We start from the raw sequence: 14,021 nt of genomic DNA, 5'->3' as shown, positions 1-14,021 counted from the left end.
CTTCGCGGCCTCGCCTGTTCTCCTAGACTTGAGGGGCAGGATCGCGGCACCCGTCCAGTGGGCGGAGTTGGGCCGCCCCCTGCGCCTGATTCGCCGACCAGCGCCCGGAAGCCCGGCAGCGCACAGAAGGAATGACATGACTGCAGATGCCCCCCGCGGCCGCACGGCCCGGATCGAGCGCGTCACCAGTGAGTCCAGCGTGCTCGTGGAACTGGACCTGGACGGCACCGGCGTGTCCACCATCGACACGACGGTCCCGTTCTTCGACCACATGCTGACGGCGCTGTCGAAGCACTCACTCATCGATCTCACCATCCGGTCGTCCGGCGACACGCACATCGACGTGCACCACACCGTGGAGGACACCGCCATCGCGATCGGCGAGGCCCTGCTCGTCGCGCTCGGCGACAAAGCCGGGATCCGCCGCTTCGGCGAGGCGACCGTACCGCTCGACGAGGCGCTGGCGAACGCCGTCGTGGACATCTCCGGCCGCCCCTTCCTCGTGCACGGCGGAGAGCCCGCGGGCCTGGAGTACCACCTGATCGGCGGGCACTTCACGGGATCGCTGACGCGCCACGTGCTGGAGGCGGTAGCGCTGCACGCCCGGATCTGCCTCCACGTCACGGTGATCGCCGGCCGGGATCCCCACCACATCGTCGAAGCGCAGTTCAAGGCCCTCGCCCGGGCGCTCCGCGCCGCCGTCGAGCCCGACCCGCGGGTCGAGGGCATCCCGTCCACCAAGGGGGCCCTGTGAGTGCGCGGACCGTCACCGTCCTGGACTACGGCTCCGGCAACGTCCGGTCGGTGGTGCGTGCCCTCGAGCACGTGGGCGCGGAGGTCCTCCTCAGCGCCAAGCCGGACGACGTCCTGAACGCCGACGGGCTGCTGGTGCCCGGGGTGGGCGCGTTCCAGGCCGTGATGAAGGGCCTGAAGGACGTCGATGCCCTGCGCATGATCGGCCGCCGGGTCGCCGGAGGTCGGCCGGTACTCGGCATCTGCGTCGGGCTCCAGGTCCTGTTCGACGAAGGGGTGGAGCACGGTGTCCGGACGCCCGGGATGGCCGAGTGGCCCGGAGTCGTCGAGCGGCTCAAGGCCGACGTGGTCCCGCACATGGGATGGAACACCGTCCAGGCGCCGGAGGACACCGTCCTGTTCGACGGCATCCGCGACGAGCGCTTCTACTTCGTCCACTCCTACGGCGTGCAGGACTGGTCCTTCGACGTGACGCAGCCCGCCATGAAGCCTCCCCAGGTCACGTGGTCGAACCACGGTGGTCCGTTCATCGCCGCCGTCGAGAACGGACCCCTCAGCGCCACCCAGTTCCACCCCGAGAAGTCGGGTGACGCAGGGGCGCACCTCCTGCGGAACTGGATCGACGGCCTGCGGTGACCGCGTGCTGAGCCTCGTGCTGATGGGGGTGGCCGGCCTCCTGATCGGTGGTGCCTTCTCGCTCCGGGGGCAGGACTTCCCCCGATGGGTCTGGATCGCCTTCCTCGTCCTGGCGGGCCTCTCGCTCGTCGCTGCCTACCTCTTCACCCTTCCCGGCGACTGACCGGGCACCCGTCCATCGCCCCCCCCCGCGTCCTCCCGTACCGACGAAAGCAGACACCGCACCCATGAGCCCCTTCACCGAATCACCCACGCTCGAACTCCTTCCGGCCGTCGACGTCGCAGACGGCCAGGCCGTGCGCCTCGTGCAGGGCGAAGCCGGTAGCGAGACCAGCTACGGCGATCCGCTCGACGCCGCCCTCGCCTGGCAGGAGGCGGGCGCCGAGTGGGTGCACCTGGTCGACCTCGACGCCGCTTTCGGGCGTGGTTCGAACAAGGACCTCCTCGAACGCGTGGTCCGCAACCTCGACATCAAGGTGGAGCTCTCGGGCGGTATCCGGGACGACGTCTCGCTGGATGCCGCGCTGGAACTGGGCGCGACGCGCGTCAATCTGGGCACCGCAGCGCTCGAGAATCCCGAGTGGACCCAACTCGCCATCGCGCGCTACGGCGACGCCGTCGCCGTGGGCCTCGATGTCCGCGGCACCACGCTCGCGGCCCGCGGCTGGACCGAGGAGGGTGGTGACCTGTGGGAGGTGCTGCAGCGGCTCGAGGATGCCGGCTGTGCCCGCTACGTGGTCACCGACGTGACGAAGGACGGAACCCTGCGCGGACCGAATCTCGAACTCCTCCAGCAGGTCCTCGCCCGGACCACGCGACCCGTCGTCGCCTCCGGTGGCATCTCGAGCCTCGATGACATCGCCGCACTGCGGGACCTCGTGCCGCACGGCCTGGAGGGCGCGATCGTCGGGAAGGCGCTCTACGCCGGTGCCTTCACGCTCCCGCAGGCCCTCGACGTGGCGGGAATGCCCGGCGCGGACGCGTGACGGCCAGGCGCCTCCCCGCACATATCGCCGCGGCCCTCGCCGGCCGTCAGCACGGCGCCGAGGGCGGGAACACCGCGGACTCCGCGGGCCGTCCATGGGTCGGACGGGACCTGTCCGGCCCTGACAACCCACTCCACGCGTTCGACGACGACGACGGGTCCGCCGATCCAGGTCTGGCCGCGGCCGTGGCCGGCCTGCTCGGGGGTCCGGCGGCGACGGACGGGCCGGTGGACCAGCCGGGTCCGGGTGAGCGCCGGGTCCTCGCAGCACTCGCCACGGCGCGCGTCTTCATCCCGATCGTCGCGCAGCTCACCGTCGCGGGGGAAGCCGATGGTGCGGCCGGTGCCGCGGGACCGCGGGGCGCTCTGCACTCCGATAAGGAGGCCGACATGGCGCTCGTGACGCTCACGGCGCCCGACGGCCGGAAGGCGCTGCCGGTCTTCTCCTCCACCGGGGCCCTCGAGCGCTGGCATCCGGAGGCACGGCCCGTCGCGGCCTATGCCTCCAGGGCCGCCCTCGCGGCGGCCGCCGACGGCGCCGAACTCCTGGTGCTCGATCCCGGCGCCGCACTGACCGTCGTCGTGCGCCGCCCAGCGGTATGGGCGCTGGCGCAGCAGGTCGCCTGGACGCCGTCCTACGAGGACCCTGCACTGGTGACGCTCGTGGAGACCGCCGCCGCCGGTCAGGAGGAGATCCTGTCGGTGGCTCTCCGGCCCGCCGCAGGCGTCCTCAGCCGGGCGGCCGACGGTAGCATTGCCTCCGGAGGGGGGCCAGGCCCCGAACTCCGGATGGACGTGCGGCTACGACCGGGACTGCCCGCCGAGGGCGTCCGCGAGGCCGTCACCGCCCTCAGGTCCACCCTTCTGGGTCTCCCGGATTTCGTGGAACGGGTCGACTCGCTCGACATCAAACTCATGGGCTGACGGGAGCGTCGGCCAGGAAGACGACTTGTGAACTTCGCCGTATACCGGGACCTGCTGCGCATCCGCTCCGTCCGTACCCTGCTGATCGTCGGCATGATCGCCCGGTTCCCGCACTCCGCGGCCGGTGTGCTGCTGACCCTCCACGTGGTGCAGACCCTCGATCGAGGCTATGCGGAAGCCGGCGCTGTCGCCGCCGTCGTCACCATCGGGATCGCCGTCGGAGCGCCCTGGCGCGGACGCCGTATCGACAGTGCGGGTCTGCGCCGCGCGCTGATCCCCTCGGTCGTCGCCGAGGCGGTCATCTGGTCCGTCGCGCCGCACCTGCCCTATCCCTGGCTCCTGGTCGCCGCGCTCGTCGGCGGGCTGTTCACGCTCCCGGCGTTCTCCGTGATCCGGCAGGCGCTGGGCGTGCTGGTCGAGGGGGACCGGCGCCGGACCGCCTTCACGCTCGACGCGATCTCGACGGAGGTCGTCTTCATGGCGGGACCGGCCGTCGGCGTCGTCCTCGCCACGCAGGTCTCGACGGTCCTCGGGCTGACGCTGATCGGGATCGCCACCGCGTCCGCCGGCATGTTCCTCATGTGGTTCAATCCGCCGACGCGGTCCGAGCAGCTGCCGGACGCCGCCACGGTGCCCGCTGCCGCGCCGTCCGGCGTCGGAGAGGCTGCAGCCGATCTCATCGGCACCCGGGACACCGGAGCGTCGCCGGGAGCCAGAGCCTCGCTCCTCCGCAGGGGCGTGCGCCGTGCGCTGCCCTGGCTGACCTTCCCGCTCCTGATCGTCATGGTGGTCGCAGCAGGTGCCGGGCTCGTGCTCTCGGGGACCGAGGTGGGGATCGTCGCCGCGCTCGAGCTGTCCGGCGACGAAGGCGAACTCGGCCTCGTATTCGTCGCGTGGTGTGCCGCCTCCGTGATGGGCGGACTCCTCTACGGAGCGCTCCACCGACCCGTACCGCCATCCCTCCTCCTGCTCGGCATGGCGCTCCTGACCCTGCCCCTGGCCTTCGCGGACTCGACCCTGGAACTCGCGCTCCTCTCCATCCCCGCCGGCCTGCTGTGTGCGCCGGTCCTGTCGGCTGCATCGGAGAAGGTCGCGGACCTCGTCGCCGAGGACCGGCGGGGGGAGGCGATGGGGTGGTACGGGTCCGCACTGACGTCGGGCGTCGCGCTCGGAGCTCCCGTCGCCGGTCTGCTGATCGACGCCACGGGCCCCTGGGGCGGATTCATCGCCGTCGGCGTCGTGTCCTCGCTGATCGGCGTCGTCGGGTTCTCGGTCAGCGACCTGGCCCGCCGTCCGGCCACGGCGGAGTCGGCGCACGCCGGCCGGTAGGACCCGGGCGGCTGGATGCACGGATCGAGCAGCGGCCCGGGTATCGGCCGGACATGACGAGGGCCCGCACCGATCGAACGGTGCGGGCCCTCGTCGTGCCAGGTCTCGCGGGCGGCGCGATGCGTCAGTTGACCGGACCGGTGTACTTCTCGCCCGGGCCCTGCCCCGGCGGATCGGGGATGATCGACGCCTCGCGGAAGGCGAGCTGGAGGGATCGCAGACCGTCACGCAACGGTCCGGCGTGCTGGGAACCGATCTCCGGCGCGGCAGCGGTGACGAAGCCGGCGAGAGCGGTGATGAGCTTGCGGGCCTCGTCGAGATCCTTGAGCTGCTCCGCGTTCTCCTCGTGGCCCAGACCGCATTTCACCGCCGCCGCGCTCATGAGGTGCACGGCCGACGTGACGATGACCTCCACGGCCGCCACCTCGGAGATGTCGCGCATCTGGCGCCGGACGTCCTGCTCGGCGTCGCCCGGACCGTCCGAGGGACCACGGTCGTGCCCGTCACCGTGACCGTCCGTGCCGCCGTCCAGGGGATGCTGGTTCTCCTCCGTGAAGCTACGCCGGGTGGGGGTCGCGGCGTCGGTATCGGGGGAGTGCGGCGGATTGTCGTGTGGCGTGTTCATACTGGTAAGCTTGGCATAGACCAACCGGTCATCGTTACTCGCTGTGCTCTGTAAGGAGCGCGCTGAAGCTGGCCGGTCTGCAAGCGGAGTCCTCTCCCACCCGCGTTTGCCTGGTGCAGCCTTCGGCAGCATTGCAGGTAGCCGGGTCCCCTGGTCGGTCCTGATGATGGACGTGCAGGAAGCCCATGCTTCCTCCGGTCATCCGGTACCGGTTTCCGAGGCCTTCGATTGCGCATGCAATGGGAGGCCTTCTTCCGTCTGCAGGCGGTTTCGGTTAGAGCACCTACAGGAGTCACACATTAGCGAGCCGAGAATCAATGATCGTATCCGCGTCCCCGAGGTGCGGTTGGTTGGACCTGCCGGCGAACAGGTAGGAATCGTCCGTATCGAGGACGCACTCCGACTTGCCGCCGAGTCCGACCTGGATCTGGTCGAGGTAGCACCGCAGGCAAAGCCTCCGGTGGCCAAGCTCATGGATTTTGGTAAGTACAAGTACGAAGCGGCCGTCAAGGCCCGCGAGGCGCGGAAGAACCAGACCAACACGGTCCTCAAGGAGATCCGGTTCCGCCTGAAGATCGATACGCACGACTACGAGACCAAGCGTGGCCACGCCATCCGCTTCCTCGGAGCCGGCGACAAGGTCAAGGCCATGATCCAGTTCCGCGGACGTGAGCAGCAGCGGCCCGAGATGGGTATCCGCCTGCTCCAGAAGTTCGCGGAGGACGTGGCGGAGGTCGGCGTGGTCGAGTCGTCACCGCGGATCGACGGACGCAACATGGTCATGGTCATCGGCCCGACGAAGAACAAGGCCGAAGCGAAGGCCGAAGCCCGTCGCGCCACGCAGCGCGCTGAGGCGAAGGCCGCCAACGAGGCTGCGAAGTCCGGTGTCGACACCGGCCGCGTCGACACCTCGGGTAGCGACAACGCACCGTTCACGCAGTCGCTCGCCGATCTTCTGCCGGAGGGGTACACCGTCAACACGGAGCCCGAGGCTCCCGCCGCCCCGGTTGTCGAGGTGGTGCCGGAGACGGCGTCGACGACTGCCGATGCTCCTGCGGTCGAAGCGACGGGACGTGAGGAGCCGACGACGGAAGCGCCGAAGGCTGCTGCACCGAAGGCCGCTCCTGCGCGCTCGACGTCGGCACCGCGGTCTGCGCCGGCCCGTACCTCGACCGAGCGCCCCGCATCGTCGCGCCCTGCCTCATCCGCGTCGCGGCCGGCATCCTCCGCACCGCGGACCGCATCCACGACGCCGCGGCCGGCGTCTGCAGCTCCCGCCGCGCCGAGGCCTGCCACGGCTCCGGCGCCGTCGCCTGCGGCGGCACCCAAGCCGGCGGCGGCTGCAAAGCCGTCCGCCATGCCCAAGCCGGGTGCGCCGAAGCCTTCGGCGACCCCCAAGCCTGCCGGCCGGACGGCTCCTCCCAAGAGCCCGACCAGCCGTCCCAAGCCCGGAAGCACGGACTAAGGGCCCCGGCCCCCGTTCCCCCGGGTACGTTCGACAACCAGCAGGCACCCTCGGGTGCCGACCTCCGGGTGCATCCGCCCCGGCTACGAGAAGGAGATCGGTTCCCATGCCGAAGATGAAGACCCACAGCGGAGCCAAGAAGCGCTTCAAGCTGACCGGTAGCGGAAAGCTGAAGCGCCAGCAGGCGAACCGCCGTCACTACCTCGAGCACAAGTCCTCGACCCTGACGCGTCGACTCGCGAGCGACCAGATCGTCTCGAAGGCCGACACCAAGGTCATCAAGAAGATGCTGGGCATCTAACCACCAATCCACCCCCTCGGGAAAGCACGGGCACCCCAGGTGCCGCGCTGCGGCTGCGGCCGTGACCGAAGAAGCAAAGGAGTACACACGTGGCACGTGTGAAGCGGGCAGTCAATGCCCACAAGAAGCGTCGCGTCATCCTCGAACGCGCCAAGGGCTACCGTGGACAGCGCTCGCGCCTGTACCGCAAGGCCAAGGAGCAGCTGCTCCACTCGTTCGTCTACAGCTACGGCGACCGCCGCAAGCGCAAGGGTGACTTCCGTCGCCTGTGGATCCAGCGCATCAACGCTGCGTCCCGCGCCAACGGCCTGACCTACAACCGCCTGATCCAGGGCCTCAAGGCCGCCGAGATCCAGGTCGACCGCCGTATGCTCGCCGATCTCGCGGTCACCGACGGAGCCGCGTTCGCCGCGCTCGTCCAGATCGCCAAGAACGCCCTGCCGGCCGACACGTCGGCTCCGCTGAAGGCCTCGGCCTAGGCACATCGGCTGCCGCGGGCCAGGCCCGCGCACCCGGTCCACGATGACTGTGAACGGACGCCCCCAGGCGCCACTGATGACCAACACCCACGCTGATCGGGTGAAGGAGGTGGCACGTCTGGCCGGGCGTCCGTCGCGGTTAAAGCGGCGGGAGTTCCTCGCCGAGGGGCCACAGGCCGTCCGTGAGGCCCTCCGGCTGCACCAGCAGCGGAACGACGACGGCGCCTCCGGGGTGGTGGTCGACGTCTATGCGACCGCCGACGCGCTCGAGCGGCATCCTGACGTCGCTGCACTCCTGGCCTCCGACGACACGCCGACGGTGCGGCTGGTCAGCCCCGACGTGCTGGCGGCGATGTCCTCGACCGTGACACCCCAGGGTTTCATCGCGGTCTGCCGCTTCGTCGACAGTTCCCTCGACGACGTCCTGGCGGCGCGCCCGCGCCTCGTCGCCGTGCTGGTCGAGGTACGGGATCCCGGGAACGCCGGCACGATCATCCGCGCAGCAGACTCCGCAGGGGCCGATGCCGTCATCCTCACCGGCGCGAGCGTCGATCCCTACAACCCGAAGACGGTCCGCTCCACGGTCGGATCCCTCTTCCACCTCCCGCTGGTGATCGGCGCAGAGCTCGACGGGCTGGCCGAGCGACTGCGCGCCGCCGGACTGGCCGTCCTCGCCGCCGACGGATACGGGAGCACGAGCCTCGACGATCTGCAGGACGCCAGTGCCGCCAGGCGTGGGCCCGCGCGTACCGCGCGGCCGGACGTCGACCCAGGGGTAAGCATGTCGACGGCCGGGCCCGACGCGATCCCGACGAAGGGGCCGGAGGTGCGCCTTGAGCAGCCCGCGGCCTGGCTGTTCGGCAACGAGGCGCAGGGTCTGGCCCAGGAGGTCTCCGCTGCCGCCGACGCCCGTGTCGCCGTCCCCATCTACGGCCGGGCCGAGAGCCTCAATGTCGGAACGGCTGCGACGGTGTGCCTCTACGCCTCGGCGCGCGCACAACGCTGAGGGTGACCGGGGCCGGCGGGATGGACGCCGGACTCCCACCCGCGCGTCCACCATGCCGGCCGGAGGGATGCCCACGGCAGCGACTCGGGCCGCCCCACTCGTCAGGGGACGCGGACGCCCTCCGCGCTCGACACCGCACCGGGTGTCCCGGCTGTCGCTGGTGCCTCGGACCGCCCGTTCGATCCACCGTCAGGCGCCGGAGTGTCCCGTCGATCGATGCGGCCGCTCAGGAGGGCGACGCCGAGGCCGAGGACCGCCAGGCCGGCGCCGACGAGGGCCGGTGAGGTGAAACCCCAGCCGGCCGTGATGACGGCTCCGCCGACCGCTGCGCCGAGGGCATTGGCCGTATTCAGCGCCGAGTGGTTCATCGATGAGGCGAGCGAGGGAGCCCCGGGTGAGACATCGAGGAGCCGTGCCTGCAGCGGCGGGATGAGCGTCGAGCCACTCGTCCCCACGAGGAAGACGAAGAGGCAGGCGGACCAGGGGGCGGTGGCGGCCATGGGGAACAGCAGGAGGACGATCGTGATACTCGCCATGACGCCGTAGATGCTGCCCATGATGGACCGATCGGCGAGCCGGCCGCCCAGGATATTGCCGGCGACCATCCCCAAGCCGTACAACGCGACGACGAGCGGCAGGAGCGCGGACTCCAGTCCTGCCACCTCGGTCATGATCGGCGAGATGTACGAGTAGACGGCGAAGAAGCCGCCGAAGCCGACGATCCCGATGAGCAGGGTCATCCACAGTTGCGGACGGCGGAGCGCGCCCAGCTCGGTGCGGATACTCGCGCCCGGCCGGACGGGGATGTCGGGTACGAAGGCGCGGATGGAGACCAGCGTCGCGATGCCGATGAGGCCCACGAGCAGGAACATGGTGCGCCACCCGAACTGTTGTCCGAGCCACGTCGCGAACGGTACGCCGACGACATTCGCGATGCTGAGTCCCAGCATCACCATGGCGATCGCACGGCCCCGTTTCGCCGGATCGGCCAGTGTCGCGGCGATGACGGCCGCGACGCCGAAGTACGCGCCGTGCGGCAGGCCGGACAGGAAGCGTGACGCGAGCATCCAGCCGAAGCCGGAGGCGAAGTAGGACGAGAGGTTGGCGAGCGTGATGACCAGCATCAGGGCCAGTGCCACGGTGCGCTGCGGCTTCTTCGCCCCGATGGTCGCGAGCACCGGCGCACCGATCACGACACCGAGCGCGTAGGCCGAGATGACGTGCCCTCCCTGGGCGTAGTCGACGCCGAGATCCGCGCGCATCTGCTCGAGGAGTCCCATGATGGTGAACTCGGTGGTACCGATGGCGAAGCCGCCCACCGCCAGCGCCGCGATGGCGAGATTCAACCGGCGGCCTGACAAGCGTTGGGAGGGTGGTCCTTGGGCGGGGGTGTCAGTCATGGGTGTCCTAGCGGCGGGAGTCTGTCGGGAGCGGTCGGCCCGGTCGCCGGATGCCCGGGACGGGATGACCGCCGGGCGGAACGGCGACAGGTGACGTCGTCGTTCCCCCTCAAGCCTAGGCGAGGGCTCCGAGGTCGGGAAATGGAAGGGAAACGTGCGTCACGACGGGTTTGCCGCCCGGACATCAGCAGACTTACGATCGCTGACGGAATCGTGGGTGAGCAGAGGCCCTGACACGTCTTCCTGCTCAGGAGTTCGACATGCAGATACCCGCAGAGGTCCTCGCGCGACGCGCCCGGACGCAATCTGCTTCACCTTCGGGTATGAAGCCATGAGGACCTTCGGCGTCGAGGAAGAGTTTCTTCTCGTCGACGCGGTGACGGGAGAGCCGAGGCCTGTCGGCCGGCAGGTCGTCGAGCAGAGCTTCGACGATCGGCTGACGTGCGAGGTCACGCAGGAGCGGCTCGAGACAGCCACCCGACCGCACCGGGATGTCAACGACCTCGCCCTCGACCTCGCGAGGTGCCGCACGCTCGCCGACGAGACGGCCCTCCGGGTGGGTGCACGGGCTGCCGCCCTCGCGGTGTCCCCGCAGCCGGTCCTCCCGCTCGCCTCTCCCGGCAGCAGGCACGACGGGACACACGAGCGCTTCGCCCTGACTGCCGGCGACCAGGTGACCTGCGGGTGCCACGTCCATGTGGCTGTCGAGGACGACGACGAAGGTGTGGCGGTCCTCGACCGCATCCGCCCGTGGCTGCCGGTACTCCTGGCACTGTCGACCAACTCGCCGTACTGGGACGGAGCGGTCACGGGGTACGCCAGCTACCGGTCCCAGGCCCGGCGGCGTTGGCCCATGGCAGGGCCATGCGATCTCTTCGGAACCGCGGAGCGGTACAACGCAACGGTCGAGGCCCTCCTCGAGGCCGCCCTACCCGTGAATCTCGGGCAGATCCCCTTCGACGCCCGCCTGAACCACCAGGACCTTACGGTCGAGGTGCGCGTGAGCGACGTGTGCCTGTACTCCGACGACGCCGTCCTGATCGCGCTCCTGACCCGGGGACTCGTCGAGACCGCCGCACGCGAGTGGCACGCCGGCGTGCCGCCGCTTGAGATACCCACCGCGACCGTCAGGGTGGCTTCGTGGCGGGCGGGCCGCTTCGGCATGGACGGACGGCTCCTGCATCCGGTGACGGCCACTCCGCAGGATGCAGGCGACGTCGCGCTCGCCCTCCTGCAGCGCCTGCGCCCTGTCCTCAGGGACCAGGGAGACGCCGAGATCGCCGAGTCCCTGCTGCGCCAGCTCCTCGCCCGCGGAACCGGAGCGCGCCGCCAGCGTGCAGCACTGTCGAGGAGGGGCGATCTCCGGGACGTCGTCTCCGAGGTGGTCCGCGTGACCAACCTCCCCCGCGGCGGCATCACGGATCAGCATGAGGCCGCCGCTCGTCCTGCGTCACGCTCATTCGCCGGTCTCCTGGGTCGGGGCAGGCCATGACGGACCCTGCATGCTGGAACGTGCGGGATGGGCTGCTCCCGAGACCGATCGGCGCCGCTCGTCAAGCCCCGCGGTGCCGTCGACCTCAGCTGGCCGATCCCGCGCCCTGATGATGTGATCGGGGGATGAGCTGGACACCGCACCCCTCCCAATTACCCCACAGCGAGCACCTTCGCGAGGACATCAACCTGCCTGCAGAGCCCGAGTCCGAGAGCGCTGCAGACTTCTCCGACGAGTCCTACACCTCGATGGAACTCAACGCCGGCCAGCAGGTGCCCGGACTGAGCCCACATGGTGAATACCGGCGCGGGGACGACCCCGAACGCCGGACGGCGCCGACGGGCGACGGCCCGGCCTCGCCCGAGGAGAGCTGAGCGCACTCGATAGACTTCCCGGGTGACGCAACCAGCAACGGATCCGCTCCGTCAGATCGTGGGAGCCGCCGTCGTGGACTCCCTCGTGCAGCCGACCCGACTCCTCGTGGCCCGGCGGACGGCGCCGCCCGAATTCGCCGGGATGTGGGAGTTCCCGGGCGGCAAGGTGGAGCCGGGGGAGACCTGCGAGGCGGCGCTCCTGCGGGAGCTCGAGGAGGAACTGGGCGTCCGCGCCGTCCTGGGCTCCGAGATCGAGGGGCCGGGTCAGCAGGGGTGGCAGCTCAATCCCGCGGCTGCGATGCGCGTCTGGCTTGCCGAGGTCGCGGACGGCGAGCCTGCGCCCCTCCAGGACCACGACGAGGTGCGGTGGGTCCTCCTGGACCCCTCCCACGAGCTGGAAGCACTGCAGTGGATTCCGGCAGACCGTCCGATCCTCGCCGCGTTGCGAGCCGAGGCGGCTGCGCGCCGGACGTCCTGAGCCTGCTGCCGGACGTCGACGGTTCGATCCGACGCCGGAGACCCTGACCTGCCGAAGGAGAGAACATGGAACTCGATGACCTACTCGCCGCACTGGATGCCGGGGAGACCATCACCGGCGACTCGCCTCTGCACGAGGTGATGCACGCCGTGAGCCAGGACGCCCTGCGGATCACGGGCGAACTCAACAACGGGTACAAGGAACCGGCGCGCGTCCGGGTGCTGCTGTCCGAGCTGACCGGCAGGCCGGTCGACGAGACCGTGACGGTGTTCCCGCCGTTCTACTCGGAGTTCGGCCGGAACATCACCCTGGGGCGACGCATCTTCATCAACGCCGGATGCAAGCTGCAGGACCAGGGCGGGGTGGTCATCGGGGACGACTGCCTGATCGGGCACAACGTGGTGATGGCAACCCTCAACCACGACCTCGACCCCGGCAGGCGCGCCGACATGATCCCCGCCCCGATCGTCATCGGCCGGAACGTCTGGGTCGGCTCGAACGCGATCATCCTTCCCGGGGTCACCATCGGGGACAACGCGGTCGTCGCAGCGGCTGCCGTCGTGACGAAGGACGTGCCGGAGAACGCCGTCGTCGTCGGTTCTCCGGCACGAGTGGTGCGCTCGGTGACCGGCTGACCCGACCACTGGTCAGAAGAGCGCCGCCTGAACCGGAGCGGGCGTCCGTGCGTCGGACGGTGCTTGCCTGCCGGGAGCGCCGGGAGCGCCGGGAGCGCCGGGAGTGGCTGGTGCGGGGGACCCGGTCGGCGTCAGGTTCCGGAAGAACCCGGCGCCCGCCGTGAGTCCGTGCTTCCGCCTGAAGACGCGGATCCGTCCCGACAGCCAGTCGCGGTACTCCTTCGACGCATAGCTCCCGCTGCTGTACAGGCCCTCGTACCGTGACACGAGGCGGGGGTGATGCGCTGAGAGCCACTGCATGAACCACTCCCGCGACCCGGGTCTCAAGTAGAGGGGGCCCGCGCTGACCCCGGTCGCACCGGCGGCGGCGAGCGCCCCGAACAGCTGGTCGAGGGACTCGTCGCCGTCGGTGAGCCACGGCAGGATCGGCATGGCCATCACCCCGCAGGGCAGTCCGGCGTCGCGCAGCCGCGAGATCAGCGCAAGACGCGCCTTCGGAGCGGGGGTGCCCGGCTCGATCGACTCCGCGAGGACCGGGTCCATCAGCGCGAGCGAGAAACCCACACCGATGGACACCGCGTGCGACGCCGCCGCGAGGAGGGGGATGTCCCGGGCCAGGAGCGTGCCCTTGGTGAGGATGGAGAACGGGGTCCCCGACTCGGCGAGGGCGGAGATGATCCCGGGCATCAGACGGTACCGGCCCTCCGCGCGCTGGTACGGATCCGTGTTCGTCCCGAGGGCCACATGGTCGCGGTTCCACGAGGGCCTGGCGAGTTCGCGGGCCAGCACCTCCGCGGCGTTGATCTTCACGACGAGCTGCGCGTCGAAATCGAGCCCGGTGTCCAGGTTCAGGTAGCTGTGGGTCTTCCGCGCGAAGCAGTAGACACAGGCGTGGGAGCACCCACGGAAGGGATTGATCGTCCACGAGAAGGGCATCGAGGATGTCGGCGGCACCTTGTTGAGCACCGACTTGGCGGCGACCTCGTGGAAGGTGATCCCCGCGAAGTCCGGGGTCCTCACCGTGCGGACGAGACCCGCGAGCGGCAGGAGGCTCGGTTCCGCAACGGTGCTGCCGTCCTGCTCCGTGACTCTCTGGCCTTCCCACCGCATGGAAGTATTAGAACATGCGTTCTAATAAT

17 protein-coding genes are annotated in these 14,021 nt (G+C 70.1%); 14 read left to right on the top strand and 3 right to left on the bottom strand.

Annotated features, from left to right (window positions below):
• Positions 1-136 precede the first annotated feature (136 nt).
• From hisB to ACTIMO_RS10745, 6 genes are all read left to right on the top strand, one after another.
• Positions 137-754: an imidazoleglycerol-phosphate dehydratase HisB gene (gene hisB / locus ACTIMO_RS10770; RefSeq protein WP_448182413.1), complete on the top strand. Its 618-nt coding sequence runs from the start codon at positions 137-139 to the stop codon at positions 752-754.
• Complete coding sequence (gene hisH / locus ACTIMO_RS10765; RefSeq protein WP_055772465.1) at positions 751-1,389, top strand: imidazole glycerol phosphate synthase subunit HisH; 639 nt, start codon at positions 751-753, stop codon at positions 1,387-1,389. Before hisB ends, hisH begins: the two co-directional genes overlap by 4 nt.
• A 4-nt stretch (positions 1,390-1,393) precedes the next feature.
• Complete coding sequence (locus ACTIMO_RS10760) at positions 1,394-1,552, top strand: hypothetical protein (RefSeq protein WP_200914841.1); 159 nt, start codon at positions 1,394-1,396, stop codon at positions 1,550-1,552.
• A 64-nt stretch (positions 1,553-1,616) separates the two neighbouring features.
• Positions 1,617-2,375: a bifunctional 1-(5-phosphoribosyl)-5-((5-phosphoribosylamino)methylideneamino)imidazole-4-carboxamide isomerase/phosphoribosylanthranilate isomerase PriA gene (priA, locus tag ACTIMO_RS10755; RefSeq protein WP_055772462.1), complete on the top strand. Its 759-nt coding sequence runs from the start codon at positions 1,617-1,619 to the stop codon at positions 2,373-2,375.
• Complete coding sequence (locus ACTIMO_RS10750; RefSeq protein WP_448182412.1) at positions 2,372-3,298, top strand: SseB family protein; 927 nt, start codon at positions 2,372-2,374, stop codon at positions 3,296-3,298. Before priA ends, ACTIMO_RS10750 begins: the two co-directional genes overlap by 4 nt.
• Before the next feature lie 27 nt (positions 3,299-3,325).
• Positions 3,326-4,627, top strand: a complete 1,302-nt coding sequence (locus tag ACTIMO_RS10745) for an MFS transporter (RefSeq protein ID WP_448182411.1) — start codon at positions 3,326-3,328, stop codon at positions 4,625-4,627.
• Positions 4,628-4,751: 124 nt separating this feature from the next.
• Here the strand turns inward: ACTIMO_RS10745 and ACTIMO_RS10740 are convergent, their stop codons facing one another.
• Positions 4,752-5,252: a DUF1844 domain-containing protein gene (locus ACTIMO_RS10740; protein ID WP_448182410.1), complete on the bottom strand. Its 501-nt coding sequence runs from the start codon at positions 5,250-5,252 to the stop codon at positions 4,752-4,754.
• A gap of 340 nt (positions 5,253-5,592) precedes the next feature.
• Here ACTIMO_RS10740 and infC point away from each other — a divergent pair, with 340 nt between their 5' ends.
• The 4 genes from infC to ACTIMO_RS10720 all read left to right on the top strand — a co-directional run bounded on the left by infC (position 5,593) and on the right by ACTIMO_RS10720 (position 8,503).
• Positions 5,593-6,717 carry a translation initiation factor IF-3 gene (gene infC / locus ACTIMO_RS10735; RefSeq protein WP_422391647.1) on the top strand — a complete coding sequence of 375 codons (1,125 nt, stop codon included), beginning with the start codon at positions 5,593-5,595 and terminating at the stop codon, positions 6,715-6,717.
• Positions 6,718-6,823: 106 nt separating this feature from the next.
• A complete protein-coding gene (gene rpmI, locus ACTIMO_RS10730) occupies positions 6,824-7,018 on the top strand; it encodes a 50S ribosomal protein L35 (protein ID WP_055772451.1) in 195 nt (64 codons plus the stop codon).
• A gap of 89 nt (positions 7,019-7,107) precedes the next feature.
• Positions 7,108-7,497, top strand: coding sequence for a 50S ribosomal protein L20 (gene rplT, locus ACTIMO_RS10725; RefSeq protein ID WP_055772447.1), 390 nt, complete (start codon positions 7,108-7,110; stop codon positions 7,495-7,497).
• A 43-nt stretch (positions 7,498-7,540) separates the two neighbouring features.
• Positions 7,541-8,503 (top strand): TrmH family RNA methyltransferase, encoded by a 963-nt coding sequence (locus ACTIMO_RS10720; RefSeq protein WP_448182409.1) that lies wholly within the window; start codon positions 7,541-7,543, stop codon positions 8,501-8,503.
• 101 nt (positions 8,504-8,604) lie between these two features.
• Here the strand turns inward: ACTIMO_RS10720 and ACTIMO_RS10715 are convergent, their stop codons facing one another.
• On the bottom strand, positions 8,605-9,903 hold the full coding sequence (locus tag ACTIMO_RS10715) for an MFS transporter (RefSeq protein ID WP_422391649.1): 1,299 nt from the start codon (positions 9,901-9,903) through the stop codon (positions 8,605-8,607).
• A gap of 331 nt (positions 9,904-10,234) precedes the next feature.
• Here ACTIMO_RS10715 and ACTIMO_RS10710 point away from each other — a divergent pair, with 331 nt between their 5' ends.
• The 4 genes from ACTIMO_RS10710 (at position 10,235) to ACTIMO_RS10695 (ending at position 12,882) form a co-directional block, all read left to right on the top strand.
• Positions 10,235-11,395, top strand: a complete 1,161-nt coding sequence (locus tag ACTIMO_RS10710) for a glutamate--cysteine ligase (RefSeq protein ID WP_448182408.1) — start codon at positions 10,235-10,237, stop codon at positions 11,393-11,395.
• A 125-nt stretch (positions 11,396-11,520) separates the two neighbouring features.
• Positions 11,521-11,769, top strand: a complete 249-nt coding sequence (locus ACTIMO_RS10705; protein ID WP_448182407.1) for a hypothetical protein — start codon at positions 11,521-11,523, stop codon at positions 11,767-11,769.
• A gap of 22 nt (positions 11,770-11,791) precedes the next feature.
• Entirely contained in the window at positions 11,792-12,247 is a 456-nt protein-coding gene (locus ACTIMO_RS10700) for an NUDIX domain-containing protein (RefSeq protein ID WP_448182406.1), read from the top strand.
• 65 nt (positions 12,248-12,312) lie between these two features.
• Positions 12,313-12,882: a DapH/DapD/GlmU-related protein gene (locus ACTIMO_RS10695; RefSeq protein WP_448182405.1), complete on the top strand. Its 570-nt coding sequence runs from the start codon at positions 12,313-12,315 to the stop codon at positions 12,880-12,882.
• 12 nt (positions 12,883-12,894) lie between these two features.
• Here the strand turns inward: ACTIMO_RS10695 and ACTIMO_RS10690 are convergent, their stop codons facing one another.
• Positions 12,895-13,992, bottom strand: a complete 1,098-nt coding sequence (locus ACTIMO_RS10690) for an Rv2578c family radical SAM protein (RefSeq protein WP_448182404.1) — start codon at positions 13,990-13,992, stop codon at positions 12,895-12,897.
• Positions 13,993-14,021 lie beyond the last annotated feature (29 nt).

The sequence above is a fragment of the Arthrobacter sp. CP30 genome (assembly GCF_053470025.1).
Note: the sequence above shows the minus strand (reverse complement) of the source record. Positions and strands in the feature narration are given on the sequence as shown.